The following is a 25,380-nucleotide window of genomic DNA, read 5'->3' on the forward strand; positions in this document are numbered from 1 at the left end:
GATCAGTTGCCGCCCTTCAAACCCATCAGCGCTGCTGCAAACGGGTTGTCGGGATCAATCGCCTTTTCCTTCTTCGGAGGCCGGGACGAGAAGGACTTCGCGCCCTGTTGCTTGCCGCCCTTCTTGCCTTGCGGCTTGCGACCGTCCTGAGGTTTCCCACGCGGCTTGCCTTTGCCCTGCCCCTGTTCACGGCGCGGGCCGCGATTTTGTTGGCGCTGACGGCCCCATGTGAAGGTGTAGAACACCTCGACCTCGGGTTCGTCATTTGCAGGTTCCGCGGCCGGAGCCTCGGCTGCCGCCTCGGTGCTTTCGGTGGCCTCGGCTGGCGCCTCGGCGGGTGCGGCGACCTCATCTGTCGAGGCCTCGACGGTCGGGGTTTCTTCGGCGGCGGGGTGTTCTGCCACTTCAGTCGCAGGTGCCTCAGCCGGAACGGCTTTGACCTTTTCACGCTCACCGCGTTCGGCCTTGTAGCCCAGACCCTGCATCAGGTCCGCGAACTGATCCAGCGTCATGCCTGTGATCGAGAGCATGTCAGGCTTAGCTTCAAAGCCACCCCGGCTGTCCTCAGAGCGCAGCATATCAGCCAGACGCTCCAGCATATCGATCCGGATCGAGCGTTCACCCGCATCGCGGTAGCCACACATGGTGTCATAGCCCTGCGGCGCATCCTTGGCGACCGGCACAGTGACCAGACCCGGAGGTGGTGCCTCGGGGAATTCCTGCAGACCGCTGGACAGTGCCCAGAGAACCAGGCGGAGGCGCGTTGGCGCAGGTTTTAGCAGCAGCGGCATGAAGATGGTGAACTGACCAAAACGGATGCCGTGCTTGCGCAGCGCGCCGCGGGCGTCCTGATCCAGATCCTTGACCTCTTGCGCGACCTGCGCGCGGGGCAGCACGCCCAGCGCCTCGACCATGCGGAAGGCAAAGCCTTTCGCCAGACCGGAGAGTTCTTCGTCTCGAGACAGGTTCAGCAGCGGCTCGAAAAGCGCGGCCACTTTACGGTCGATGAAGTGCTGCAGACGGCGCTGCACCTTCTGTTCGACGTCCGGCCCTGCGGCCTCATCCACAAAAACCTCGACCATCGGCTTGAGAGGCTCAGCCCCAGCAACCAGTTTGCCGACAGCGTATTCGCCCCACATCAGGCCGCCCTGATCTGTGAAATCAATTTCGGTATCGGGTGCATTGTAGAAACGATCGGCACGCAGATGGAATTGCGGCGCGAGTGCTTGCAGCGAGGCCGACTTGAGCGCTTTCGCCTCAGCCCCTTGCGCGCTTTTGTCCGGTGTAAACCGGAACCCTTCCAGACGACCGACGAATTCGCCTTCGACGGTCACTTCACCCTTGTCATTTACTTCGGCCAAAAGGGCCTCCTTCTGTTTGAGCCGGCGCAGCAACACCGAGGTGCGCCGGTCCACAAATCTTTGCGTCAGACGATCATGCAGAGCGTCCGACAACCTGTCTTCTACAGTGCGCGTTTCCTCACGCCAATGCGATTCGTCACGGACCCAGCCGTTTCGTTGCGCAACATATGTCCAAGTGCGAATATAAGCCAACCTTTTGGACAGCGCATCAATATCTCCGTCCGTGCGGTCGATCCGGCGGATTTGCCGCGCCATGAAGTCGTCCGGGATAGCGCCGCGTTCGTGTAGATGGCCGTAGATCACCTCAAGCAGATTGGCATGTTCCGAATGGCTAATGCCCCGAAAATCGGGAATTCGGCACACATCCCATAGCAATCTGATCGATGGGCCATCGCTGGCGCGGGCTGCGACTTCGGTCACTTGCGACAGCGATTTTAACACGTTCAGGTCGTCTGCAGGGCGGGCCTTGGTCAGATGTTCGTCATTCGGGCTGACCTCTAGCGAGTCGATCAGCGCGTCCACTGAGCCGAAGCGAAGGGCGGCATTCCGCCAGTTCAGCTTTTTCATCGGCGTAAAGCGGCTGTCCATGATCGCCTGCGCGACACCTTCGTCCAATGGCGGGGCCTCGCCAGTCACGCCGAACGTGCCATCCGACATACCCCGGCCTGCCCGGCCCGCGATCTGGGCCAACTCATTCGGGGCCAAGGGGCGCATCCGGCGACCGTCGAATTTGGTCAGGGACGAAAACGCTACGTGGTTCACATCTAGGTTCAGGCCCATCCCGATGGCATCGGTGGCAACCAGATAGTCGACCTCACCATTCTGATAGAGGTCGACCTGCGCGTTCCGTGTGCGCGGGCTGAGTGCACCCATGACCACGGCCGCCCCACCCTTTTGACGGCGCAGCAGCTCGGCGATGGCATAGACGTTTTCGACCGAGAACCCGACAATGGCGCTGCGCGGGGGCATTCGGCTGATCTTTTTCGACCCCGAATACACCAGCTGAGACATCCTCTCGCGCCGTACAAACTGCGCCTCGGACACAAGTGCTGCAATCGGTCCGCGCATGGTGTCGGACCCCATGAACAGCGTCTCATTCGTTCCCCGCGACCGCAGCAACCGGTCAGTGAAGACGTGGCCACGCTCGGGATCTACGCAGAGCTGAATTTCATCAATCGCGACGAAATCGGCGCCCATACCTTCGGGCATCGCCTCGACCGTGCAGACCCAAAATTGCGTGCGCGGTGGTACGATCCGTTCCTCGCCTGTCACCAACGCCACGACCGAGGGGCCGCGAATGGCGACGATCTTGTCATAGACCTCACGCGCGAGCAGACGTAGAGGCAGGCCGATGACACCAGTCCGATACCCCAACATGCGTTCGATCGCGTAGTGAGTTTTACCTGTGTTCGTCGGGCCAAGTACGGCCACTACTCGGGATGACCCGCTCACCTTTGCCCCCTGCGCCTTCCGACTTACAGCGCCTTGCCTTCAACCTGAGGCTTCAGCCGATTCATGGCATTGGTTACTTCTTCATGATGGGGATGTATAGCCAACGCGCGGGAATAAGCCTCAAGCGCCTGATCGGGTTTGCCGACCACCTCGAAGATCAGGCCCAGACCGTAAATGGCCTGATAGTTGTTCGGGTTGAGGGTCAACGCGTGTTCCAGATCGGCGGCGGCCATTCCAAACCGGTCGATGCCGAAAAAGGCCGAGGCCCGCGCGTGCCAGCCTTCGGCAAATTCGGGCGCGTGGTCGGTCAACGCGGTGAGATGTTCGATCGCGGCCTCGATATCGCCGTCATCCAGCGCTTCGCGCCCCCGCTCAAGCAACAGATCAGCCGAGGCTGAACCCGATTGCGACCAGAGCGCCTGCAACTGACGATCCAAACCGATGGCTTGCTCTGGCGTTGCCTGCGCCAGTTGCCTCAACAGCGCTTCTTCGTCGCGGGAATCCGCTTGTTGCGCTCCACCACTGGTGGAAAACATGACTAGAACGGCAAGTGCCGCAACGGTACCTTTGAGATTGGTGATTGCAATACCCATAACAATGGTCAGTGTAGCGTTGCGACCGAGGATGTCCATTCACGGCGCATAAACAATATGAGGAAAAGCATGAGCGAGATTCTTGAAAAGGCTGCGGCCGCGCTGAACGAAAAGCTGGCCGGCGGTGGCTTTGATGCGTCCGCCAAGTTTGCAATCGCCGATCTGGGCGCAATTGTTCTGGACGGAGACGGTGCCCGCGTCAGTGATGACGAAGCAGATGTGACACTCAGCGCGGATGCGGACACGTTCGAACAGATCCTCAGCGGCGATCTGAACCCGACCGGCGCGTTCATGTCCGGCAAGCTCAGCGTTGACGGTGACATGGGAATCGCAATGCAGCTTGCATCGGTTCTGGCCTGATGGAGTACTCGCCGGCCCCCTTTTATGATGATGTGGCCGGCGACCAGGCCGGTGGTACAGCCCATTGGCTCCACACCGCCGACGGCAAACGCATCCGTGTCGGACATTGGCTGCCCGAGGATGCAAAGAACGGCTCGGTCTTCCTGTTTCCGGGCCGCACCGAGTATATCGAGAAATACGCGAGCACCGCAGGGGAATTCCTGAATCGCGGATTTGCCGCCCTCGCCGTCGACTGGCGCGGACAGGGCTTGGCCGACCGCATGCTGGACGAACCCCGCATCGGGCATGTCGACAAGTTCACCGACTATCAGCATGACGTCGCCGTGGTGCTTGAGCTGGCTGAGAAACTGGAGCTGCCGCGCCCGTGGTACGTGATCGGGCATTCAATGGGCGGTGCCATCGGCCTGCGGGCGGTCATCCAGAACGATTGCTTTGCAGCCTGTGCATTTACCGGGCCGATGTGGGGCATTTTCTTTGTCCCGCTCATGAAGCCCCTCAGCCGTCTGACCGCCTACTGGGGCACGGCGCTGGGATTGGGGGAACGCACCCCGCCGACCACGTCTTTGACCAGCTATGTTCTGGCGGAACCTTTCGAGGGCAATTCTCTGACGCGCGACCCGGACATGTTCAAGATGATGCAGGATCAGCTGAAGGCTCACCCCGAACTGGCACTTGGTGCCCCGTCCAACAAGTGGTTGCGCGAAGCCCTCAGCGAATGTGAATGGCTGATGGAGCAACCGGCGCCGGACACCGCGTGCCTGACCTATCTAGGCAGCCACGAACAGATCGTGGACCGCAAGGCGATTCGGGCACGGATGGCGAACTGGCCAAATGGTCGCCTGGTCGAGATCCCCGATGGTGAGCATGAGGTGCTGATGGAGGCCCCCGAAGTTCGCAACCCGGTTCTGGACGAGCTGACCGCGCATTTCCTGGCAAATCGCCCTTAGAGCCTCCGAATAGCGTTGTTCTTGACTGGCGGCTTGTGATCCGGGCGCGCCAGCCCTAGATGTTTGGCAACAAAGCTAATCAGAGGTGTTCCATGCGCGACCTGCCCTTTCCCGTCCGTGATGCAAATGCTGTCGGCGGTTCCGATAACCTTGGCAACCTGCCCGAATGGGACCTGACCGACCTCTATGCCTCGGAAGAAGCGGTCGAGCTGACGCGGGATCTGGACTGGCTTGAAGGTGAATGCGCCTCATTCGCCTCGGACTACGAAGGCAAACTGGCCGATTTGGACGCCGCAGGCCTGCTGACCTGCGTGCATCGAAACGAAAAGATCAACGCCATCGCAGGGCGGATCATGTCCTTCGCCGGTCTGCGCTACTACCAACTGACCACCGATGCTGATCGCGCCAAGTTCCTGTCGGACATGCAGGAAAAGATCACCGTCTTCACCACCCCTCTGGTGTTTTTCACGCTTGAGATCAACCGCATCGAAGACGACGTTCTGCAGGCCCATTTCGCGACCAATGCTGATCTTGCACGTTATGAGCCCGTCTTCCGCCGTATCCGCGCGATGAAACCCTACCAACTGTTTGACGAGCTGGAGAAATTCCTCCATGACCTCGGCGTTGTCGGTGACGCGTGGGAGCGTTTGTTCGACGAGACCATCGCGGGCCTGACTTTCACCGTCGACGGTGAAGAGCTGAACATCGAAGGCACCCTGAACCTGCTGACAGAACAGGACCGTAGCAAACGTGAGGCGGCCTCGCGCGAGCTGGCCTCAGTGTTTCAGGAAAACATCAAAACCTTCGCCCGTGTTCACAACACGCAGGCCAAGGAAAAGGAAATCGTCGACCGCTGGCGCAACATGCCAACCGCTCAGACCGGTCGCCACTTGTCGAACGACGTCGAGCCCGAAGTGGTCGAGGCCCTGCGCGAAGCCGTGGTCGCCGCCTACCCCAAGCTGAGCCACCGTTACTACGAGCTCAAACGCAAATGGTTGGGTCTGGACGTGATGCAGGTCTGGGACCGCAACGCGCCGCTGCCCATGGAAGACACAAGAATCGTCGGCTGGGACGAGGCGGAAAAGACGGTGATGGATGCCTATAACGCGTTTGATCCGCGCATGGGTGAGATCGCCTCGCCCTTCTTCTCGAAAGGTTGGATCGACGCGGCGGTGAAGCCGGGTAAAGCGCCCGGCGCCTTCGCCCATCCAACCGTGACCGATGTCCATCCTTACGTGATGCTCAACTATCTGGGTAAACCGCGCGACGTGATGACCCTCGCACACGAACTTGGCCACGGTGTCCATCAGGTACTGGCGGCAGATCAGGGCGAGATGCTGTCCTCGACCCCGCTGACACTGGCCGAGACCGCTAGCGTGTTTGGTGAAATGCTGACTTTCCGCAAAATGCTGGACAAGGCCGAAACCAAGGAACAGCGCAAGGTGCTTCTGGCTGGCAAGGTCGAGGACATGATCAACACGGTCGTCCGCCAGATCGCCTTCTACGATTTCGAATGCAAGCTGCACGCCGCCCGCCGCGAGGGCGAACTGACCCCGGACGACATCAACGCCCTGTGGATGAGCGTTCAGGCGGAAAGCCTCGGGCCGTCATTCGAATTCATGGAAGGGTATGAAACGTTCTGGGCTTACATCCCGCATTTCGTGCACTCCCCCTTCTACGTCTACGCCTATGCGTTCGGAGACGGCCTCGTGAACGCGCTTTATTCGGTCTACGAAAGCGGCGCTGAAGGGTTCGAGGACAAGTATTTCGAGATGCTGCGCGCCGGGGGGTCGAAACACCACAAAGACCTGCTCGCCCCGTTCGGCCTGGACGCCAGCGATCCCAACTTCTGGGACAAAGGCCTGTCGATGATCTCGGGCTTCATTGACGAACTGGAAGCTATGGAAAGCTGAAGGCGACCTACCCCCAGATTTTTGGTAAATACAGCGAGGATGTCCGCGTTTTGGGCACGCTCTCGAGTAAGATTCAAATACAGCTCAAGAAGCTTGCTGAAAGCAGTTCTGGAAGAAACGAAATTTTGACTCCTGTTAGCCTCGGCTGTACTCAATTTGTTACCTTGGTTGCAAAAAGGTAAAAGTTAAACTTAATGGAACTACAAGCTGACGCAAATGAATAAAGACCGACTGGTAGTCTATACAAACGTTATTGGGTGGGTGTACCCGCTTCCCGAAACCACAGCAGCCGATCAAGTAGACTACATTTGCTTTACTGACCAAGATATAAAGAAAACCAATGGTTGGACGTGCATATCCGTTCCCCCCTTTTTAGAAGCGGATGCGTTCAGAAGCTCGCGTGAACAGAAAGTCCGACCGCATCGTTGGTTGGCGGACCATTCGGCGTCGCTCTATATCGACAGCACCGTGTTTTTAACAACAAACCCCTGGAATATTTGGGAAAAGCTAATTCCGAATGAAAACGTCGTCTTCGGTGGCCTTTTCCATTCATACCGAAATACAATTCTCGAAGAGTTTCAAGCTGTTGAAAAAGCCGGCTATGAGCACAAGGCTGTATTGGACGAACACAGAGATTTTTACGAGAGTTACTACCCAGAAACTATGCTTCAAAAACCCGTTTGGGGTGGGATGCTAGCGCGTCGTCACAACGAACCGGGATGCATTGAGGCGATGGAGACCTGGTTTTCTCATATCCTTCGATATTCACGGCGAGACCAGTTGTCTTTGCCCGTAGCTTTGTCCAAGCTCCAAAATGAGCAACGGAACGTTGTTTCCGAAAGCATAAAGAAAACAGACTTCCATGAGTGGCCGCGTGGCGGCAAAAAAAAGCCGCCGTATCAAAAGGTCGGACCGCCCGTAGCGGAGAACCTTTTGCCTTCGACCGCCCAAAAAGAAAGAACAGAAAATATACCAATGAAACAAAGCACCGACAACTCGACAGTCCCGGAAGCAACCAACAAGATTGCGTACGGTTTCGACGAGCAGAGCGAACTGTACTACGCTCAGGACAAAGCCGGTGGAAAGAAGATCTATGTTTCTGACAAGGCACGCCTGGCCTTGTACAGGCGCGGAACAATTCGCCGCAGAAGGCAACTTCTGCGTGACTATGGGCTTGCAGGAAATCTCGTTTCTGCAGGCGATGTCGTCGTTGATGTCGGGGCCAATATCGGTGAGATCGGTATATGGTGTGAGGCAAGAGGCGGTGTTTACTACGGCTTTGAGCCTGATCCCCTGGCATTTTCTGCACTGCGCAAAAACGTTGCGGGCAACTGCCACGATGTGGCGCTAAGTGATACCGAAGGCACTGCGGACTTTTTCCTAAAGACTGACACTGCGGATTCCAGTTTGTTCAAACCGGAGAAGTACGACGACATCATATCCGTACGAAAAGTAACGCTCGACGCTTTTTTCAAGGAGATCTTCGCGCCTGAGGCAATAAAGCTCTTCAAGATAGAAGCAGAAGGAATGGAACCCGAGGTGCTGCGTGGCGCAGAAAACACACTGAATTCGGTGGAGTACGTAGCAGTCGATGCTGGCCCTGAACGAGGGAAACAGAACACTGTTCCAGAAGTGCTGAATTTTCTTGCAGGCAAAGACTTCAAGATTCTCTCTTGTTTTTTGAAAAGAGGTACTTTTCTTCTCCGGTCAAAGCGTTTCGAGTAGAGATCAACGAACCGAGCAATGGCTGTAGAAACCGGTTCTACATAGCCGCCCTCAAAATCCTGATTAGGGAAAGTGGTTTTTCCTGCAAATGAGACGATCGAATTGACCTACTTCAACTGGCTGTCTTTTGACCCGCGCCGGTTAATTCCTGACCGCTGTTGATATATCCCGTCCCTCTCCTGCTGACAGTCCAGACACAGCTTGACGCCGGGCAGCGCTTGGCGGCGTTTTTCGGGAATGGGTTCCTCACATTCGGCGCAGTGGGTCAGGCTTTCACCGACCGGCCGCTTTTGCGCCTGCATGCGGGCCAGTTCGTCGGAAATTGACGCTTCGATCTGTTCGCTTACCGCACCATCGCGAGCCCAACCTCCGGCCATGACACCTCTCCTTTTGTGGATGCAGCACAGAATACGCGTGCCGGGCGACTACTGGCAAGTCAGAGGGGAATGGCATCCGCGAACACGCGATCAATCATCTCTTGCGTCCCACGCGAAAACTCCAGCGGGCACGGATAGGCCGCCCCGTCGCGGACCGAACGGCAGAAGGCCTCAACCTGAAGTTTGTAGTGATCGTCACCTGGGAACCGGGTCACCTGAACTTCAAGCCCCGGTCGATGCAACTCGACCCGCGCCTCGCCAAAGACCCGCGCGTTGAACGGCGCGGTCAGGCGGATGACACCGCCTTCGCCGTGAAACACCATCTCTTGATGCGGGTGCATCCGGATCGATACATAGGCCGAATAGGTAAAGCCCGGGAATTGCGCGCGAATTTCGGTGAACGTGTCGATGTCGTCCTGCCACTGGATCCCGGACTGAACTGCGGAGGGCTCCTGGCCTGTGGCAAACCGTGCGCCGCCGATAACGTACACCCCGATATCCCGCAGCCCGCCCCCGCCGGTCTCTGCACGATTGCGAATGTTGGTCACTTCCTCTCGATTGTCGAAACTGAACGCGCCGGTCACATGGACCAGCTTGCCAATGGCACCATCAGCGATCAGTTTGTGCACGAACTGCCACTGAGGGTGATGCACGATCATATAGGCCTCAGCCGCCAACAAACCTGTCTGATCGCGCTTTTCAATCAACGCATCGAACTCAGCCGCCTGCATCGTCATCGGCTTTTCGCACAGCACATGTTTGCCCGCGTCCAGCGCCCTCAGGCTCCATTCGACATGCATGTGATTTGGCAGAGGGATATAGACGGCCTCGATCTCGGGATCATCCAGCAGCGCTTCGTAGCCGTCATAGACGGTCAGATCGGGGCAAAAAGCCTGAAAAGGCTCAGACTTGGCCGCGTTTGAGGTCGCAAGCCCGGCCAACCGCGCCCCGTCTGCGGCGTGAATTGCAGGCGCCATATATTGCCGCGCAAATTTGGCAGCCCCCAGAACACCAAATTGAACCGGTTTCTGCATCGCTCTCTCCCTGATCAGGCCATTTAGATGTGACGCAGACTCAAGACGCAGGCGAAGCAAGTGTCAACACACGATAAAAAGAGGATGAGGTATCCGGCGCAGTGCGCTGATTATCATCGAAAAAAAGCCCGCAGATATCTGCGGGCTGTGCGATCCTTGGATCTATCGGGTTGCAAGCATTCCCTTTTCACGGGCCAGATCGCGCATTTTCTTTTGAAGTTTCTCAAAAGCGCGGACCTCGATCTGACGGATACGCTCACGGCTCACATTGTATTGTGTGCTGAGTTCTTCCAAAGTCACTGGCTGATCCATCAAGCGACGCTGGGTGAGGATGTCCTTTTCGCGATCATTCAGCACCTCAAGGGAGGCAGCCAGCAGCTCACGCCGGGCGTCCAGCTCATCACGGGCTTCGTAGTCGCCCGCCTGATCGGCATCTTCGTCCTCAAGCCAGTCCTGCCACTGCATGGTGCCTTCGCCTTCGGACCCGACGGTCGCGTTTAGCGAGGCATCGCCGCCGGACATACGCCGGTTCATGCTGATGACTTCTTCCTCGGTCACGCCAAGATCATTGGCGATCTGAGTGACGTTTTCAGGGCGCAGGTCGCCCTCTTCCAACGCACCGATACGGGCCTTGGCCTTGCGCAGGTTGAAGAACAGCTTTTTCTGCGCCGAGGTTGTGCCCAGCTTCACCAGCGACCAAGACCGCAGGATGTATTCCTGGATCGAGGCGCGAATCCACCACATTGCATAGGTCGCCAGACGGAAGCCCTTTTCCGGGTCGAACCGTTTGACCGCTTGCATCAGGCCCACATTGGCCTCGGAAATAACCTCGGCCTGCGGCAGACCGTAGCCGCGATAGCCCATGGCAATCTTGGCCGCCAGACGTAGATGCGACGTGACCATTTTATTAGCAGACTCGGTGTCCTGCTCTTCGACCCAGCGCTTGGCCAGCATGTATTCTTCTTCCGGCTCCAGCAGAGGAAACTTGCGAATTTCCTGCATATAGCGGTTCAGGCCGCCCTCAGGCGTCGGCGCGGGGAGATTTGCGTAATTTGCCATTTTGATGTCCCTCCGACAAATGTTTAGCTCTTTAACATACGATATGGGTAAGGAACCCATCCCTTTCAAGAGGTACCGTTAACAGTTTGAAATTAAGCTTGGGTAAAGGAAAGCTAAGAAACTCTTACTCACAGGAGTTTGCATATTATGACAGAGGGGTGCGCAGCGTTTCAATCAGGTCCTGCATGTCCTGCGGCAGATCCGCTTCAAATCGAAGGTTTTCGCCTGTTACCGGGTGTTCAAAGCCCAAAACGGTGGCATGCAAGGCCTGACGCGGAAAGGCGCGAACGGCCTCAGAGGTTGCCGCACTGAACGCTTTGGCCGCCAATTTGCGTTTGCCGCCATAGACCGGATCGCCGACCAGACCATGACCTGCATGGGCCATGTGCACGCGAATCTGATGGGTGCGCCCTGTTTCCAGCCAGCATTCGATCAGTGCCAGCCCCGCCGGGGCACCAAATGTTTCAACCACACGCGCTCGCGTCACCGCGTGCCGCCCTCCGTGAAACAGAACCGCCTGTTTCTGACGGTCGGTCTTATGTCGGGCAAGCTGAGTGGTCAGTCGCATGATGTTGCCCGGCTCGAAACTGACGCCTTTGACACCCCGCAAACGTGGATCATTGGCATCTGGCACCCCGTAGCAAACCGCTCGGTAGTAGCGTTCAACACTATGCGCCTCGAATTGCGCCGCAAGCCCGTGGTGAGCTGCATCCGATTTGGCGACCACAAGTAGCCCACTGGTTTCCTTGTCGATCCTGTGGACAATGCCGGGTCGTTTAACCCCGCCAACCCCGGACAAATCTGCCCCGCAGTGATGAAGCAGAGCATTCACGAGCGTTCCACTCGGCGAACCTGGCGCAGGATGTACGACCATCCCGGCGGGTTTGTTCACCACAATCAGGTCGTCATCCTCGAAGACCACGTCCAGCGGGATATCCTCGGGGCCGATATGGCTGTCTTCGGCCTCTGCAACCGTGATGACCACCATGGCTCCTTCCGCCACCTTGGCCTTCGGATCGCGCACCTCAGCGCCCTCGACCAGAACCGAGCCCTCCTCGATCAAACGGGCCAGACGGGTGCGTGACAGGTTTTCCTCGGCTGGCACATCCCGCGAAAGCGCCTTATCAAGGCGAGGCGGCGGAGCGGCCGCGATCTGAAACTCAACCTGTCGGGTGCCCATGACTGTCCCTTCCGAACCTCAAGAAGAACCGCAGGAAACGCCACAGCTGAGGCTGCTTCGGCGCATGGTCATGTTGCTGACCGCGGTGATGATTGGCGGGGTTCTAGTGACATTCGCACTGATTGTCATCCGGCTATCGGACCGGACCCCAACCCTGCCCGATCAGATCGAACTGCCGGATGGAGCCAAAGCACAAGCGGTAACGATCGGGAACAACTGGTATGGCGTCGTCACTGACGACAACCGCATCCTGATCTTCGACAAAACCACTGCGAAACTACGGCAAGAGATAGTGCTGGAGCCCTAGGCGTCGGCTCGTTCGAAGACTTCCGCAAAGGTCTTTTGCAGGGCAGTATCCACATCTGCCATGGTCACCGGCAACCCCAAGTCAACCAGCGATGTCACGCCGTGCTCCCGAATGCCGCAGGGCACAATGCCCGAGAAATGGTCCAGCTCAGGTTCGACATTGATCGAGATGCCGTGAAAGCTGACCCATTTGCGCAAGCGCAGGCCGATAGCGGCGATCTTGTCTTCCGCGGATTGTCCGGTGATTGTCAGCGGTTTGTCGTCTCGCTGCACCCACACGCCAACGCGCCCGTCGCGAATCTCGCCTTTGACGTTGAACTCATCCAATGCGGCGATCACCCAGGTTTCGAGCTGTTTAACGAATAGGCGCACATCGCGGCCTCGCTTGTTCAAGTCGAGCATGACGTAGGCGACGCGCTGACCGGGGCCGTGATAGGTGTATTCCCCGCCGCGCTTGCTCTCATAGACAGGGAACCGGTCAGGGTCAGTCAGATCCTCGGGTCGCGCAGACGTCCCTGCCGTGTAAAGAGGCGGGTGTTCGAGCAGCCAAACGCATTCCTCGGCCTCGCCTGCAGCAATAGCCGCTACGCGTGCCTCCATAAAGGCGACGGCCTCTTGGTAGTCGGTCAGCCCGTCTGAGATCTTCCATTCCATGCTTGCCTCATACCGTGCCGGTCGGTTGGGGGAAAGAGGTCACGCGGCCTCTTCCAGACATTGTTTGAGGACATTGGCGTATGTCTCGACCCCTTGCGCCCCTGTGGTCAGGTATTTCCCGGCGAACACCATCGAAGGCACGCCGGAAATGCCGCGACTGGTCCAGAATTGCTGTTTCTCCCGCACCGAGGCCTGATGATCCCCGGATGCCAAAGCCGCCCGCGCGGCTTGCGGGTCCAACCGGGCCGCCTCAGCCGCGTCTGCCAGTACATCGATGTCAGAAACATCCTTTTGATCCGTGAAATATGCTTCGAAAAGCGCAAGCTTCAGGGGATGCTGCCGCCCCTGCCTCTCGGCCCAGTCCAACAACTGATGCGCCTGGAACGTATTCACCATGCGGCTGTCGTCGGTGAAATTGAAGGCAAAGCCAAGCTCTGCCCCAATCGAGGTCAACCTCTCGCGCGCCTGTGCGCTTTGTTCGGCGGTGCTGCCGTATTTCTCCATGATGTGTTCGCGCAGGTTCTGCCCTTCGGCTGACATCTGCGGGTTCAGTTCGAACGGATGCCACCTGAGCCGCGCGAGTACGTTTTGCTGCTGCAACGCCTGATCAAGCTGTTTGAAGCCAACGATACACCAAGGGCATACGACATCAGAGACAACATCAATCTGAACAACGGGGCGGGTATCCGGGGTGGTCATCGGGGGCTCCTACAGGGCGGTTGGCTGTTAAAGATATGAATGCCGGTACTGAATTTAAACCAACGCGCTTTTGCCTCTTCACATCCGGGTTCCAAGGGTCTATACGCCGCGCTACCAAGTCATTGGCAGTGCGGTCGTGGCGGAATTGGTAGACGCGCAGCGTTGAGGTCGCTGTGGGGTAACTCCCGTGGAAGTTCGAGTCTTCTCGACCGCACCATAAATTCAGAAAACAGACCTCTTAAGTTTTTGTAATGACTGAATTTACGCCCCTGTAGGTCACTAGACCCCGTAATTGCCTTCGATTTTGTGTAACAAATTGTGTAACAAATCGAGGTACATTATGGCGGTCATGAAAGACCTGAATCAACACCTGCATCGGCGCGGAAATAGGTGGCACTATGTGCGCCGTGTGCCATCTGAATATGCCGATTTCGATCCACGCGGCATGATCCGAAAGTCGCTTAAAACAGAATCCCTTGAGGTTGCGCGTGCGCGACGTGATGCTCTTGCAGAGGCGGATGAACAATTTTGGGCGACAGTAGCTATTAGTGGTCAGATGCTAACGGACACTAACCCTGTGAGTCAGCAGACTCGTCGCGCCATGCGCGAATACCAAGCCGCTAGGCAGAGGGCGATGGCGAAAGGGTTTATGTACACGCCCGTTCAGGAGATTGCCGCGCAAGAGGATGTGGCCGACATTCTGGACAGGTTGAGCGTAATTGCGTTTCGCAATGCGCCTGACAAATCTGAGGCCGATGCAGTGCTTGGTACGGTCTCGCCGCCAGCAGTGGAAATCTCGCAAGCACTTGAAATCTATTTCTCCGAGATTGCTGTAACGGATCAGATTGGCAAATCGGATTCACAACTTAAATCCTGGCGAAAGGTCAAGCGGCGCGCCGTGAGCAATTTCGTAAAGGTTGTTGATGATCTCCCTATGCACAAGATCAACCGTGACCATGCGAGAAAATTCTATAATTGGTGGTCTGATCGCTTGCGCCCGACCGATGGCAGCCGACCTCTTTCGGGGAATAGTGCTGATCGCGACCTTGGGAACCTACGAAAGCTGTTTCGTGAGTATTGGAAATATGAAGGCGACGAAAACCGTCAGAACCCTTTCCGGAATCTCAATTTCGGGAACGGCAATAGCTTGAAAGACATTCCGCATTTTGAAGATGAGTTTGTCCGGTCACAAATTCTAATCCCGGGCGTTTTTGATGGATTGAATGATGAGGCTGCGTTGATTGTGTACGCTATGATTGAAACAGGCTGCCGACCCAGCGAACTGGCGAATATTCTGCCAGAAAACATCGTTCTGGATGACATTGTTCCCCATGTCAAAATCAAAGCTACAAAAACGCGGCAGTTAAAGACCGTTTCGTCTGTGCGCGATATTCCTCTCGTGGGTGTGTCTCTAGAAGCCATGAAACGCGCGCCGAATGGCTTTCCGCATTATCGTGATAAAGGCAATCTGTTGTCCGGGTCTCTTATGAAAGCGTTCCGCACACGAAAATTGATGCCGACGACAAGCCACAGGATATATTCATTCAGGCATTCCTTTGAGAAACGAATGCTTGAAGCGGGCCTGGATTATGGCCTTCGATGTCTGCTGATGGGCCACAAAAATTCGCGGCCTCTCTATGGCGATGGTGGCTCAATGGAATACCGCCGCGACGAATTACTCAAAATTGCTCATCCCGTTGATGACGGGTTTATCAGTAGCCTTCCGTCTGTTGGCTAGGTTTTGCGCTTAGTATTGAACGAGCGATTGGAATATTGGCTGATTTTGTCAGCCATGTTGAGCCGACGATTTTGTCGGTCGAGCAGTTCCTTTTCCAATCGCTCAAAGATCGGCCAGTAGGAGTCGCCATAGCATTCGATCAGACGGGCTACGACACTGAGCCCGTCTTCGATCTCTGCTTCCGTAACCGGCCGATTGTACCTCATGTCCCTCTTTCGCGCATTCGTGACCAAACCAAATCCGCGCGGCCGTCATGTTCAAACAGGGCAGCGTTGACTGGAGCCGGGAAACACGGGTCATCCAACAGAACGCGAATGTAAGGTTTTGGATTGTCGCCTTTGGATTCATCATGCCAGGCGACGCCCAGATCGCATTGACCGGTCTTGATGAAGAAATCGGGAGACTCGTCATGCTTCTTTTCTCCATTGGCGACAAACCGCACCTTGCGGGCGATTAGCGTTGTGGAAATGGTTCCTTCGTAGCCGTCATTGACGGCACGAAACTGTCCGATGGTTGCCATAGGTGTACTCCTTCTACTGATGACAAGTCAGGATGATTGCGCGGCTTTCACGGCTTTTTTGAAGCCGCTGTCGGATGCGATGAAAGCGCGCAACATAAAGGGGATGAGCGCCGGGACGCTCGCTTTTTCGCCATATGTCTGTTCATATATAGCGGCATAGGTTTTCAGGTCATGGTCAAGTTCGGGCTCGACGCTAATGGTATGCTTGATCGGTGTGGTATCCGGAATTTTGGCGATTTTGATTGATGTGGTCATAGGTCAGCCTTGATAGGGTTGCAGAACAAGATCCTTGTTCACGATGACATTAAGCCGCCAGCCAGGCCGGACTTTTATGGTGGGCTGGACATTGAGCTGGCGATTAACGATGCGTTGACCGGCCTGATTTAAGGTGCGTTGGCCACCATCGCGGATTGCCTTGATGATGTCGTCTTCATTGGAATCCCGGCCAAGCTCGCTACCAACCGAAAGAACGGTTGACAGAACAGCAGCCCCGAAAAGACGCAGCGTGTGATTATCGACGCGATCTTTGAGGCCAGCAAATCCGGACAGATCAGTACCCGGCAGGTTTTCCAGAACCAGGGATGTGCCGTCGGGTCTGATGATACGGCGCCAAGTGACCAGCGCGCGGGACTGGCCGAAGGCAATTACGCTGTCATATTGACCAATCAGGCGCGAGCCTTGCGGAATAAGAAGATGCTGACCGCTGGTCGTATCATAGACATTCTGCGTCACCTGCGCGATCACTTGACCGGGCAAATCCGAGTTCAAACCTGTAACGAGGCTTGCCGGAATAATAGTTCCTGCCATGACCTGATAGGGAGACATCGGTGTTTGCAGGCGGTTTGGATTATAAATCCCGGTCTCGACATCTCTTGATATGAAGGCTTCTTTTCTGTCCTGCCGGTTGGGATCAGCCGCGCCTTGTGACTGGTTTCCTGACTGTGGCGGGATGGTAAGTGGCAGCGCGCTAAACTGATCCAGAGATGGCGTGAAAGTTTGCGAGACGGATTGCGCCGTTCGCAGCGCGCGTTGATCGATATTGCGCACAAAAAACAACGATGACCCCAAAGCAGCATCGACCGGCGCCGGTTGTGCTACCGTCTGCGTGGGTGCGCCCTGATAGCGGAACGGATTATCCTGGGGCGTTTCGACAGATGATGGCTGCCCCAAGAAAGCTGGCCCCAGATCACCGGGCAAAGGCGGGCCAAGTTTTGGCTTCACTTGCGAATAGTCGGCCGGCATCGCGGTTATCTGCTCGGGCAGATTGTTCCGGTTTGTTTTGTAGAGTTCCGGTGATGCGCCAGCATTGGATCCATCGTCATCGCGAAAGGCGATGACTGCGGCGCTCAGAATGAATATTCCCGTTGCGCCGCAAAGAGCGATAAGAGCCTTGCGATTAAAGCGTCTAACAGGCCTTGGTTTTGCGCGAATCGCAAGGTGTAGAAAAGCGTGCAATTTTGACCCCCTAAGCGGGGAAATCGGCGTCCAAATTTGACCCCTCCCTATGGTTGTAGACATCCTTTTCATTGAGCAGTCGATGGAGAGGCAAGCGGGATGATTTGCGTGGAAACTATTAGAAAAGTGCGTCGCTTACACCTGATCGAAAAAAAGAGCATCAAGGAAATTTGCCGTTCGCTCAATTTGAGCCGTGCAACGGTTCGAAAGATAATCCGATCGGGAGTGACGGAGTTCAAATATGAGCGCAAATCGCAGCCATACCCGGTGCTCGGGCCTTGGCGCGCGCGTCTGGATGAAACGCTTGAGGAGAACGAGGCGCTTCCGAAGAAACACCGCAAGCGGATGACCAAAATCTGGAAGGAACTCTCCGATGATGGTTTTGGCGGCGGGTATGACAGTGTTCGACGCTACACAAAGAATTGGCGCATTGCGCACGGCCGACAACAGGCGCAGGCGTTCATCCCGCTGATCTTTGATCCTGGGGAGGCGTACCAGTTCGACTGGAGTGTGGAGACGGTTTTGATGGACGGTGCACTCACGACCGTGAAGGTTGCCCATTTCAAACTTTGCCATAGCCGCATGCCATTCTCCATTGCCTATCCGCGCGAGACGCAGGAGATGGTCTTTGATGCCCACGACGAGGCCTTCAAATTCTTTGGTGGAGGCTGCATCAACGGGATCTACGATAACATGACGACCGCCGTCGATGCGATCCTGTCGGGCAAGGAAAGAAAGTTCAACAAGGCATTCTCCCGGATGTGTTCTCATCATCTGGTGAACCCGATCGCCTGTACGCGCGCGGCCGGTTGGGAGAAGGGTCAGGTTGAGAATCTGGTCAAGGAGAGCCGCGCCTATAGTTTTACACCGCGTCTGGAGGTGGCCGACTTCGATGAATTGAATGCCCGGCTGCAAAAAGACGCGATCAAACGCGCAAAAGAACTGCGGCATCCGGAAAACCTGGAGGTGACGGTCTGGGAGGAGTTCCAGCAGGAAAAGCCGCTGCTGACGCATCTGCAGAAGCCCTTCGTCGGGTTCCGTGAAAAGACGGTCGCCGTGAGCCGAACCTGCCTGATCAACTTCGAAAGAAACAAATACAGCGTTGAGGCAAGAGCTGTTGGACGTCAGGTCCAGTTGCAGGTCTACGCCACGCGGATTGTCCTGCGCCAAGACGGTGAGATTGTCGGAGAGCACGAACGGTGCTTCGGCCGAGGAAAAACGATCTTCAACCCTTGGCACTATGTGCCCGTCCTCAAGCGCAAGCCTGGCGCTCTGCGCAATGGAGCACCGTTCCGTGACTGGGACCTACCACCGGCAATGACGCAGATCTGGACCCATCTGCGGGGCACATCCGACGGAGACCGGCAACTTGCCGATATTCTTTTCGCTGCTTACCAGCACGACATTGATGTGGTCGAGGCTGCCTGCGAAGAAGCTCTAAAATCTGGCCTGCGCAAGGCCGATGCGATCCTGAACATTGTCTCTCGGCGCACCAATCCCCCGCCGCCAAAGGCGATTGAGCCGCCTGCCCACCTGCAGCTGAAAATGGCACCGATCGCGGATTGCGCTCGCTATGACAGGCTTGGAGGCTCCCATGCAACTGCGTAAGGAAATTCTCGAACTTGCCCGTCAACTGAAGTTGCCAGGCATCGTCAACTGCTTTGACGAAGTGATGCAGGCCGCAGCCAAAAACAACTGGCGGCCCCAACAGGTCGTGGCCGAACTCCTCACGGCCGAACTGGCCGAAAAGACTGCGCGCTCGATCCGGTATCAGATGGGTGCCGCAAAGTTCCCGGTCTGCAAGTCCTTACCTGAGTTCGACTTCACGGTCAGCCCCGTCAACGAGGAAGTCGTGCGCAATCTTCATGACGGCGATTTTATGGACCAGGCCAGGAATGGCGTGCTGGTCGGTGGAACCGGATCGGGCAAAACGCATCTCGCAACAGCGATCGGGGGCCACGCGGTCAATAACCGCCGGCGGGTCAGGTTCTTCAGCGCTGTGGATCTCGCGAACAAGCTGGAGGCTGAACATCGCGAAGGCAACGCCGGGCGGCTCAGCGAGCAGCTGATCCGCGTCGACCTCGTGATTATAGACGAACTCGGTTATCTGCCGTTCGCAGAGTCTGGTGGACGATTACTCTTCCATCTCATCAGCAAACTGTACGAGCGAACGTCTATTCTGCTAACAACCAACCTCGCATTTGCTGAATGGCCGAGTGTGTTCACAGATGCCAAAATGACCACTGCTCTCCTGGATCGACTGACACACCATTGCGATATCATCGAAACCGGGAACGAAAGCTGGCGAATTAACCACCGCGACTAACCTCGAAATCGGGGAATAAATTCAAAACAGACAGCAGGTCAAACCTTCAGTCGAGCTACGCTCTCTTTTCGGTTTGACCTGCTGTCCACCCCCTCCTGAATCAACCTAAACACGACCCCCTCAACGCCCCTCTTAGCTCCAAGGGGGGTCAAATTTGGACGCCGATGGGGGGTCATTATTCAATGCCGATTGACATAGGAGACTTTTGACGACTTATACGGATGCATATCCAAGAGGCTTGCGCATGGGCCGCCCCGCGCCAGCGTGGCTGACGCCCACACCCGACCGCCCAGGGGAACTTCAAAAAAGTCGTGCGTCAGCGCGTCTGCTGATTAGAAACAACAAGGACTGCGCAAGCCGAGGCGAAGCCAAGGGAAGGATCGTCACCGGATGGCCAAGACCCGTTTACGGGGCTTGGGGAGGCGTTAGAAACGCCGAGTAGAGCCCGGTCGTGGCCTGCCGCGATGCGCCTGAATGTCCAAATCGGGTATTATTGGGTATCTGCGGGTATTTTGTAGGTATTGGATGCTGTTCAAATGTAATTGAACACGCACATCAACGCGAACAGATAAACACGCCAAGTTTATTTCAAATTACTCATTTCATCTTTGACGCATAAGTGTTCGTTGCTGAAGCGTTGAAACAAAAGCAATTCAAACTTGTAGCTTGGCCGATTTTCCTCTATTTTCGCAGTTAACCTTACGGGGGTGATTCATGACAACCGACATCATGACGATCCGCGAAGTCGCTGAGTATCTGAAGATCGCGGAAAAGACGGCTTATCGCCTCGCGGCAGAGGGCGAATTGCCAGGGTTCAAAGTGGGCGGAAGCTGGCGCTTTCGGCAGGCAGACATTGATAAGTGGATAGACAAGGGAGCAAAGAAGAATGACGACTGAGTATCACGCAAAGCTGTTTGCGCATGAGCTGAGTCGTCGGCATTCCGTTGGCGATTCAGAAAAACTCGCCAGCACGCTTCTTGATGCCCAGGTTGACCTTAATCCGCATCAGGTAGAGGCCGCGCTATTTGCGTTCAAGTCGCCCTTTTCAAAGGGGGCAATCCTCGCCGATGAAGTTGGCTTGGGCAAAACGATCGAGGCCGGGCTGCTGCTTTCGCAGAAATGGATAGAGGGAAAACGCCGGATCATCATTATCGGACCAGCCAATTTGCGGAAGCAATGGTCACAGGAGATTGAGGAAAAATTCTATCTTCCGACCATGATCCTTGAGGCTAAAAACTATAATCGCATGGTCAAAGATGGGGTCCGCAACCCGTTCGATCAGAAAGTCATTGTGATTTGCTCGTTCCAGTTTGCCGTACGGCACGCGGAAGAGCTGATGATAACGCCGTGGGATTTGGTGGTTATTGACGAAGCACACAGGCTGAGAAATGTCTATCGAACTGATAACAAGATCGGCAAAGCACTGAAATCCGCTTTATCCAACGCGCCAAAGGTGTTGCTCACCGCAACCCCACTGCAAAACTCCTTGATGGAGCTTTATGGCCTTGTAAGCATCATTGATGACTATGCCTTTGGCGATGCAAAGAGCTTCCGCGCGCAATATGCCCGCATCACCGGCGGCCAACAGTTCAGCCAGCTTCAGGAGCGTTTGAAACCGATTTGTCACCGCACCCTGCGGCGGCAGGTTTTGGAATATATCCGTTACACAAACCGGATTCCGATCACCCAGGAATTTGTTCCAACAGAGGAAGAACAGGTTCTTTACGATATGGTTTCGGACTATCTCCAGCGTCCGGCGCTCAATGCGTTGCCGAGCAGTCAGCGCACGCTCATGACGCTGATAATGCGCAAGCTATTGGCGTCATCATCATTTGCCATTGCCAGCGCGCTCGACAGTCTCGCGCGAAAACTCGAACGCCAGCTTAAAGAGGATAAGCTACTCAAGCAAAACCTCGAAGAAGTCGAAGACGTTGAGATCACCGCCGATTTTGACAGCTTCGAGGAGGAAGCCGAAGAATGGGCGGATGACGAAGAGGATCCCGAACTTCTTAACCCGGAAGACATCATTGCGATTGAACAGGAAATCGCAGACCTGCGCTCCTTCCGCGATCTTGCCGTCTCCATCTCTGAGAACGCCAAAGGTCTTGCGCTGCTTGAAGCCCTGAAAGCTGGCTTCGATAAAGCGGAAGAACTGGAAGCACCGCGAAAGGCCATCATCTTTACAGAATCCCGACGCACGCAGGATTATCTGCAAACACTGCTCTCTGACAACGGTTTCGCGGGCAAGCTGGTCCTCTTCAATGGTTCAAACTCGGATGCGCAATCCAAGGCGATTTATCAGCAATGGGTCCATGATAAAAAAAACACCGATAAGGTAACAGGCTCTCGCACGGCGGATATGCGTGCCGCCCTTGTCGATCATTTCCGCAACAAAGCCGAGATCATGATTGCGACGGAAGCGGCCGCCGAGGGCATAAACCTTCAATTCTGCTCCATCGTCGTCAACTATGATCTGCCCTGGAACCCCCAAAGGATTGAACAGCGTATTGGCCGCTGCCATCGTTATGGTCAGCTACATGATGTTGTGGTGATTAACTTCCTCAACAAAAACAACGCCGCCGATCAGCGGGTGTACGAACTGCTATCAGAAAAGTTTCACCTGTTCTCCGGTGTGTTCGGCGCAAGCGACGAAGTGCTTGGCGCCGTTGAGTCCGGCGTAGAATTTGAAAAACGCATTGTCGGCATTTACCAGAATTGCAGGACGACAGAAGAAATTGAGACCGCTTTTGAGCGCTTGCAGGAGGAAATGGCCGCCCGCATTGACGAAACCATGCAGGACACGCGCAAGAAGCTTCTCGAAAACTTTGATGCCGAGGTTCACGACCGGCTCAAGGTCAATCTTGATGAAGCGACTGAATATGTAAACCGCTATGAGCGAATGCTATGGACTGTCACCAAGCATGAATTGAAAGCCCAAGCCGATTTTGATGATGGGTATCTCAGCTTCCTACTGAAAAAGCCAATCAATGGTGTGGACGCCCCAACCGGCGCCTATCACCTCACCAAGAAGGGGCTGGAAGGTCATCGCTACCGCCTTGGGCATCCATTGGCGCAACATGCGGTCACACAAGCAGGCACGCGCGCTTTGAGCGGCGCGCACATCACCTTTGATTATTCGGCGTGGCCGCAAACGGCGGCCAACATAGCCCCTCTGGTCGGCGATTCAGGCACGCTGGTCGCGCATAAGCTGTCCATTACCGGCGTCGATGCGCAGGACCATATCATTTATTGCGGTTTTGCCGATGACGGCGCGAAAATGAAACCGCGTGCAGCGGCAAGACTGTTTGAGTTGCCGGTAAAATCGCGTGAAGCCAGTGTGATTGAACCAGATGAAAAGCTACTCGCTGGCATCAAGGCGCGCAAGCAGACAATCCTTGAAGACCTGGCGGCAACGCAGAGCGAATGGTTCGATGATGAGATGGACAAGCTCGATAACTGGGCGCGGGACAAACGCGCCGGGCTGAAAGCGGACCTTAAAGAGTATGACGATCAGATCAAGGAACTGAAAAAACAGGTCCGACAAACCGGCAATCTGCCGGACAAGCTGGAGCTGCAAAAACAGGTTCGCACTCTGGAACAAAAACGGGAAGACGCATGGCGCGCTTATGATGATGCCGCAAAAGATATTGAAAAACAGAAGGACACATTTCTGGACGCGGTGGAAAGCCGGATGCAACAGGATGTGTCAGAAGAACATTTATTCACCATCCGGTGGACGATTGAATAAGGGGGCGACACGATGAGCGCTGACAAGAAAATGACGATAGAGGAAGCCGCCGACAAAGGTCTTCTCAGTGCGGACATAGCACAGGAAAAGCGCGACGCGCTGAAGCAGCTATTCCCGGAAGTGTTCACCGAAGACACAATTGACTTTGAACAGCTTCGCCGCGTCATGGGAGACTGGGTGGAGCCGGGCAAGGAACGCTATGGCCTGAACTGGCCGGGCAAGGCTGAGTGTATGAAGGTCGTTCAGGCGCCGAGCATCGCCACGCTCAAACCTGTGCGCGAGGAAAGCGTCAATTTCGATGAGACAGAAAACCTTTTTATCGAGGGCGATAATCTGGAAGTCCTGAAACTTCTCCAGAAAGCCTATTTCGGCAAGATCAAGATGATCTATATTGATCCACCCTATAATACGGGGAAGGAATTTATCTACCCGGACAAATATCAGGAAAATCTGGACACCTATCTTGCCTATACGGGTCAGGTTGATGATGAAGGCAAAAAGTTTGCAACCAACACCGATGCAGGCGGGCGCTATCATTCCAACTGGCTGAATATGATGTATCCGCGCCTCTATTTGGCGCGTAACTTGTTGCGAGACGATGGCGTCATATTTATCAGTATCGATGATAACGAGCAGGCCAATCTGAAAGCCCTGTGTGATTTGATTTTCGGCGCGGAGAATTTTATCGCTGAACTGATTTGGGAAAGGGCATATGCACCAAAAAATGATGCGAAATATGTTTCAAATAGTCACGATTATGTTTTGATGTATTCGAAGCGGTATGATGAGTTTAAAATCGGGCGACTCCCAAGAAGTGACGTCGCGAATTCTCGCTATAAAAACCCTGATGACGACACGAGGGGCGTTTGGAAATCAAGCGACCTGTCTGTTAAGACTTACAATCAGGAATATGATTATCCGATCACTACACCATCTGGCCGTGTAGTAGAGCCTCCAGCAGGACGCTGCTGGAGTCTCTCCAAAAAAGCATTTTTGGAGAGACTCCATGATAACCGAATTTGGTTCGGCTCGGACGGCAACAGCACTCCGTCAATTAAGCGTTTTTTAAGTGAATTGAAATTTGATGGGATGGTTCCGACTTCGATCCTTTTTTATAAAGATGTTGGACATAATCAAGAGGGTGCCAAGGAAGTCATTTCTTTATTTGATGGAAGTGGTTATTTTGATGGCCCTAAACCAGTTCGGCTATTGAATAGGCTCCTTACTCTTGCGAATATAAGCTCTAGCGACATTATTCTCGATTTTTTCGCTGGCTCCGCTACCACCGCCGATGCTGTGATGCAAATGAATGCCGAAGACGGTGGAAACCGGCAATTTATTTGTGTTCAACTCCCTGAACCCTGCGGTGAGGAATCAGAAGCCCTAAAGGCGGGCTTCAGAACCATTGCCGATATTGGCAGGGGACGTATCCGCCGGGCCGCGCAAAAAATCGCCACAAAACGTGATGGGCAGCTTGATTTGAAGAATACTGACAAGCTCGATCTTGGCTTTCGGGCTTTTCGCCTCGACCATTCGAATTTCAACTTATGGGACGGTGAGGTCGAAAAGGCCGAAGACCTTGCTGCCCAACTCGAACTCCATGTCGATCATATAGACCAGGAAAGCAGCGCGGAAGACATTCTCTATGAATTGCTTTTGAAAGCTGGCTTTAAGCTAACCACCAAAGTCGAGAAAAAGACAATGGCGGGCAAGGATGTATACGCCGTGTCTGACGGCGCCATGCTGATCTGTCTTGATAAGGCAATCACGCCTGAACTGATAGACGCGCTCGCGGACGCCAACCCGCTTCAGTTCATCTGCCTTGATGAAGGCTTCAATGGCAATGATCAACTCAAGACCAATGCCGCCCAGACCTTCAAATCACGCGCCCGGGAAGACGAAGAACCCATCGTCTTTCGCACGGTCTAGGGGG

General features: G+C 55.3%; 22 protein-coding genes and 1 tRNA gene. 12 read left to right on the plus strand and 11 right to left on the minus strand.

What is annotated here, in order from left to right; all coding sequences use genetic code 11:
* Window positions 1-2: 2 nt before the first annotated feature.
* On the minus strand, window positions 3-2,813 hold the full coding sequence (locus ACOERD_RS16910) for a helicase-related protein (RefSeq protein ID WP_419739809.1): 2,811 nt from the start codon (window positions 2,811-2,813) through the stop codon (window positions 3-5).
* A gap of 23 nt (window positions 2,814-2,836) precedes the next feature.
* Window positions 2,837-3,445 carry a tetratricopeptide repeat protein gene (locus ACOERD_RS16915; protein ID WP_170469968.1) on the minus strand — a complete coding sequence of 203 codons (609 nt, stop codon included), beginning with the start codon at window positions 3,443-3,445 and terminating at the stop codon, window positions 2,837-2,839.
* 30 nt (window positions 3,446-3,475) lie between these two features.
* Here ACOERD_RS16915 and ACOERD_RS16920 point away from each other — a divergent pair, with 30 nt between their 5' ends.
* The 4 genes from ACOERD_RS16920 (at window position 3,476) to ACOERD_RS16935 (ending at window position 8,351) form a co-directional block, all read left to right on the plus strand.
* The gene (locus ACOERD_RS16920) at window positions 3,476-3,766 is read left to right on the plus strand and encodes an SCP2 sterol-binding domain-containing protein (protein ID WP_170376483.1); all 291 of its coding nucleotides are present in this window, start codon (window positions 3,476-3,478) and stop codon (window positions 3,764-3,766) included.
* Window positions 3,766-4,713, plus strand: a complete 948-nt coding sequence (locus tag ACOERD_RS16925; RefSeq protein ID WP_419739810.1) for an alpha/beta hydrolase — start codon at window positions 3,766-3,768, stop codon at window positions 4,711-4,713. Before ACOERD_RS16920 ends, ACOERD_RS16925 begins: the two co-directional genes overlap by 1 nt.
* Window positions 4,714-4,805: 92 nt before the next feature.
* Window positions 4,806-6,626, plus strand: a complete 1,821-nt coding sequence (locus tag ACOERD_RS16930; protein ID WP_419739811.1) for a M3 family oligoendopeptidase — start codon at window positions 4,806-4,808, stop codon at window positions 6,624-6,626.
* A 216-nt stretch (window positions 6,627-6,842) separates the two neighbouring features.
* Complete coding sequence (locus ACOERD_RS16935; RefSeq protein WP_419739812.1) at window positions 6,843-8,351, plus strand: FkbM family methyltransferase; 1,509 nt, start codon at window positions 6,843-6,845, stop codon at window positions 8,349-8,351.
* A gap of 107 nt (window positions 8,352-8,458) precedes the next feature.
* On the opposite strand, the gene ACOERD_RS16940 is transcribed toward ACOERD_RS16935, so the two are convergent.
* The 4 genes from ACOERD_RS16940 to ACOERD_RS16955 form a co-directional block, all read right to left on the minus strand.
* Window positions 8,459-8,728, minus strand: a complete 270-nt coding sequence (locus ACOERD_RS16940; protein ID WP_419739813.1) for a DksA/TraR family C4-type zinc finger protein — start codon at window positions 8,726-8,728, stop codon at window positions 8,459-8,461.
* 59 nt (window positions 8,729-8,787) lie between these two features.
* Window positions 8,788-9,762: a Gfo/Idh/MocA family protein gene (locus ACOERD_RS16945; protein ID WP_419739814.1), complete on the minus strand. Its 975-nt coding sequence runs from the start codon at window positions 9,760-9,762 to the stop codon at window positions 8,788-8,790.
* A gap of 162 nt (window positions 9,763-9,924) precedes the next feature.
* Window positions 9,925-10,821: an RNA polymerase sigma factor RpoH gene (rpoH, locus tag ACOERD_RS16950; protein ID WP_419739815.1), complete on the minus strand. Its 897-nt coding sequence runs from the start codon at window positions 10,819-10,821 to the stop codon at window positions 9,925-9,927.
* Between the two features lie 145 nt (window positions 10,822-10,966).
* Window positions 10,967-12,001 (minus strand): RluA family pseudouridine synthase, encoded by a 1,035-nt coding sequence (locus tag ACOERD_RS16955; protein ID WP_419739816.1) that lies wholly within the window; start codon window positions 11,999-12,001, stop codon window positions 10,967-10,969.
* On the opposite strand from ACOERD_RS16955, the gene ACOERD_RS16960 reads away from it, so the two are divergent.
* Window positions 12,000-12,308: a DUF6476 family protein gene (locus ACOERD_RS16960; protein WP_170551447.1), complete on the plus strand. Its 309-nt coding sequence runs from the start codon at window positions 12,000-12,002 to the stop codon at window positions 12,306-12,308. The genes ACOERD_RS16955 and ACOERD_RS16960 overlap by 2 nt on opposite strands.
* On the opposite strand, the gene lipB is transcribed toward ACOERD_RS16960, so the two are convergent.
* Both lipB and ACOERD_RS16970 read right to left on the minus strand, forming a co-directional pair.
* Window positions 12,305-12,961, minus strand: a complete 657-nt coding sequence (gene lipB / locus ACOERD_RS16965) for a lipoyl(octanoyl) transferase LipB (protein WP_419739817.1) — start codon at window positions 12,959-12,961, stop codon at window positions 12,305-12,307. The two genes, ACOERD_RS16960 and lipB, sit on opposite strands and share 4 nt — an antisense overlap.
* 39 nt (window positions 12,962-13,000) lie before the next feature.
* A complete protein-coding gene (locus ACOERD_RS16970; RefSeq protein WP_419739818.1) occupies window positions 13,001-13,660 on the minus strand; it encodes a DsbA family oxidoreductase in 660 nt (219 codons plus the stop codon).
* A gap of 130 nt (window positions 13,661-13,790) precedes the next feature.
* On the opposite strand from ACOERD_RS16970, the gene ACOERD_RS16975 reads away from it, so the two are divergent.
* Together ACOERD_RS16975 and ACOERD_RS16980 are read left to right on the plus strand one after the other, a co-directional pair.
* Window positions 13,791-13,877, plus strand: a tRNA-Leu gene (locus tag ACOERD_RS16975).
* 132 nt (window positions 13,878-14,009) lie between these two features.
* Window positions 14,010-15,398 (plus strand): DUF6538 domain-containing protein, encoded by a 1,389-nt coding sequence (locus ACOERD_RS16980; protein ID WP_419739819.1) that lies wholly within the window; start codon window positions 14,010-14,012, stop codon window positions 15,396-15,398.
* Between the two features lie 202 nt (window positions 15,399-15,600).
* Here the strand turns inward: ACOERD_RS16980 and ACOERD_RS16985 are convergent, their stop codons facing one another.
* Genes ACOERD_RS16985 through ACOERD_RS16995 form a run of 3 tightly spaced genes read right to left on the minus strand, consistent with a single transcriptional unit; the run spans window position 15,601 to window position 17,373 of the window.
* The gene (locus tag ACOERD_RS16985; protein WP_419739820.1) at window positions 15,601-15,918 is read right to left on the minus strand and encodes a DUF736 domain-containing protein; all 318 of its coding nucleotides are present in this window, start codon (window positions 15,916-15,918) and stop codon (window positions 15,601-15,603) included.
* A gap of 27 nt (window positions 15,919-15,945) precedes the next feature.
* Window positions 15,946-16,173, minus strand: a complete 228-nt coding sequence (locus ACOERD_RS16990; protein WP_419739821.1) for a DUF2274 domain-containing protein — start codon at window positions 16,171-16,173, stop codon at window positions 15,946-15,948.
* 3 nt (window positions 16,174-16,176) lie between these two features.
* Window positions 16,177-17,373 carry a TrbI/VirB10 family protein gene (locus ACOERD_RS16995; RefSeq protein ID WP_419739822.1) on the minus strand — a complete coding sequence of 399 codons (1,197 nt, stop codon included), beginning with the start codon at window positions 17,371-17,373 and terminating at the stop codon, window positions 16,177-16,179.
* A 99-nt stretch (window positions 17,374-17,472) separates the two neighbouring features.
* Here ACOERD_RS16995 and istA point away from each other — a divergent pair, with 99 nt between their 5' ends.
* From istA to ACOERD_RS17020, 5 genes are all read left to right on the plus strand, one after another.
* On the plus strand, window positions 17,473-18,981 hold the full coding sequence (istA, locus tag ACOERD_RS17000; protein ID WP_419737605.1) for an IS21 family transposase: 1,509 nt from the start codon (window positions 17,473-17,475) through the stop codon (window positions 18,979-18,981).
* Window positions 18,968-19,699: an IS21-like element helper ATPase IstB gene (gene istB, locus ACOERD_RS17005; protein ID WP_419737606.1), complete on the plus strand. Its 732-nt coding sequence runs from the start codon at window positions 18,968-18,970 to the stop codon at window positions 19,697-19,699. The genes istA and istB overlap by 14 nt, the downstream gene beginning before the upstream one ends.
* A 714-nt stretch (window positions 19,700-20,413) precedes the next feature.
* Window positions 20,414-20,596, plus strand: a complete 183-nt coding sequence (gene mads1, locus ACOERD_RS17010; protein WP_419739823.1) for a methylation-associated defense system helix-turn-helix domain-containing protein MAD1 — start codon at window positions 20,414-20,416, stop codon at window positions 20,594-20,596.
* Window positions 20,586-23,447 carry an SNF2-related protein gene (locus tag ACOERD_RS17015; RefSeq protein ID WP_419739824.1) on the plus strand — a complete coding sequence of 954 codons (2,862 nt, stop codon included), beginning with the start codon at window positions 20,586-20,588 and terminating at the stop codon, window positions 23,445-23,447. The genes mads1 and ACOERD_RS17015 overlap by 11 nt, the downstream gene beginning before the upstream one ends.
* A 12-nt stretch (window positions 23,448-23,459) precedes the next feature.
* Window positions 23,460-25,376, plus strand: coding sequence for a site-specific DNA-methyltransferase (locus ACOERD_RS17020; protein ID WP_419739825.1), 1,917 nt, complete (start codon window positions 23,460-23,462; stop codon window positions 25,374-25,376).
* The last annotated feature ends 4 nt before the right edge of the window (window positions 25,377-25,380 follow it).

It is taken from the genome of Ruegeria sp. (assembly GCF_965199275.1).
In the GTDB taxonomy this organism is placed as follows: Bacteria; Pseudomonadota; Alphaproteobacteria; order Rhodobacterales; family Rhodobacteraceae; genus Ruegeria.

What these genes read in the sequence shown, in the direction of transcription:
- ACOERD_RS16915 (WP_170469968.1), bottom strand. Translation starts at nt 3,445, where the DNA reads ATGGACATCCTCGGTCGCAACGCTACACTGACCATTGTTATGGGTATT.
- ACOERD_RS16920 (WP_170376483.1), top strand. Translation starts at nt 3,476, where the DNA reads ATGAGCGAGATTCTTGAAAAGGCTGCGGCCGCGCTGAACGAAAAGCTG.
- ACOERD_RS16925 (WP_419739810.1), top strand. Translation starts at nt 3,766, where the DNA reads ATGGAGTACTCGCCGGCCCCCTTTTATGATGATGTGGCCGGCGACCAG.
- ACOERD_RS16930 (WP_419739811.1), top strand. Translation starts at nt 4,806, where the DNA reads ATGCGCGACCTGCCCTTTCCCGTCCGTGATGCAAATGCTGTCGGCGGT.
- ACOERD_RS16935 (WP_419739812.1), top strand. Translation starts at nt 6,843, where the DNA reads ATGAATAAAGACCGACTGGTAGTCTATACAAACGTTATTGGGTGGGTG.
- ACOERD_RS16940 (WP_419739813.1), bottom strand. Translation starts at nt 8,728, where the DNA reads ATGGCCGGAGGTTGGGCTCGCGATGGTGCGGTAAGCGAACAGATCGAA.
- ACOERD_RS16945 (WP_419739814.1), bottom strand. Translation starts at nt 9,762, where the DNA reads ATGCAGAAACCGGTTCAATTTGGTGTTCTGGGGGCTGCCAAATTTGCG.
- rpoH (WP_419739815.1), bottom strand. Translation starts at nt 10,821, where the DNA reads ATGGCAAATTACGCAAATCTCCCCGCGCCGACGCCTGAGGGCGGCCTG.
- ACOERD_RS16960 (WP_170551447.1), top strand. Translation starts at nt 12,000, where the DNA reads ATGACTGTCCCTTCCGAACCTCAAGAAGAACCGCAGGAAACGCCACAG.
- ACOERD_RS16955 (WP_419739816.1), bottom strand. Translation starts at nt 12,001, where the DNA reads ATGGGCACCCGACAGGTTGAGTTTCAGATCGCGGCCGCTCCGCCGCCT.
- lipB (WP_419739817.1), bottom strand. Translation starts at nt 12,961, where the DNA reads ATGGAATGGAAGATCTCAGACGGGCTGACCGACTACCAAGAGGCCGTC.
- ACOERD_RS16970 (WP_419739818.1), bottom strand. Translation starts at nt 13,660, where the DNA reads ATGACCACCCCGGATACCCGCCCCGTTGTTCAGATTGATGTTGTCTCT.
- ACOERD_RS16980 (WP_419739819.1), top strand. Translation starts at nt 14,010, where the DNA reads ATGAAAGACCTGAATCAACACCTGCATCGGCGCGGAAATAGGTGGCAC.
- ACOERD_RS16985 (WP_419739820.1), bottom strand. Translation starts at nt 15,918, where the DNA reads ATGGCAACCATCGGACAGTTTCGTGCCGTCAATGACGGCTACGAAGGA.
- ACOERD_RS16990 (WP_419739821.1), bottom strand. Translation starts at nt 16,173, where the DNA reads ATGACCACATCAATCAAAATCGCCAAAATTCCGGATACCACACCGATC.
- istA (WP_419737605.1), top strand. Translation starts at nt 17,473, where the DNA reads ATGATTTGCGTGGAAACTATTAGAAAAGTGCGTCGCTTACACCTGATC.
- istB (WP_419737606.1), top strand. Translation starts at nt 18,968, where the DNA reads ATGCAACTGCGTAAGGAAATTCTCGAACTTGCCCGTCAACTGAAGTTG.
- mads1 (WP_419739823.1), top strand. Translation starts at nt 20,414, where the DNA reads ATGACAACCGACATCATGACGATCCGCGAAGTCGCTGAGTATCTGAAG.
- ACOERD_RS17015 (WP_419739824.1), top strand. Translation starts at nt 20,586, where the DNA reads ATGACGACTGAGTATCACGCAAAGCTGTTTGCGCATGAGCTGAGTCGT.
- ACOERD_RS17020 (WP_419739825.1), top strand. Translation starts at nt 23,460, where the DNA reads ATGAGCGCTGACAAGAAAATGACGATAGAGGAAGCCGCCGACAAAGGT.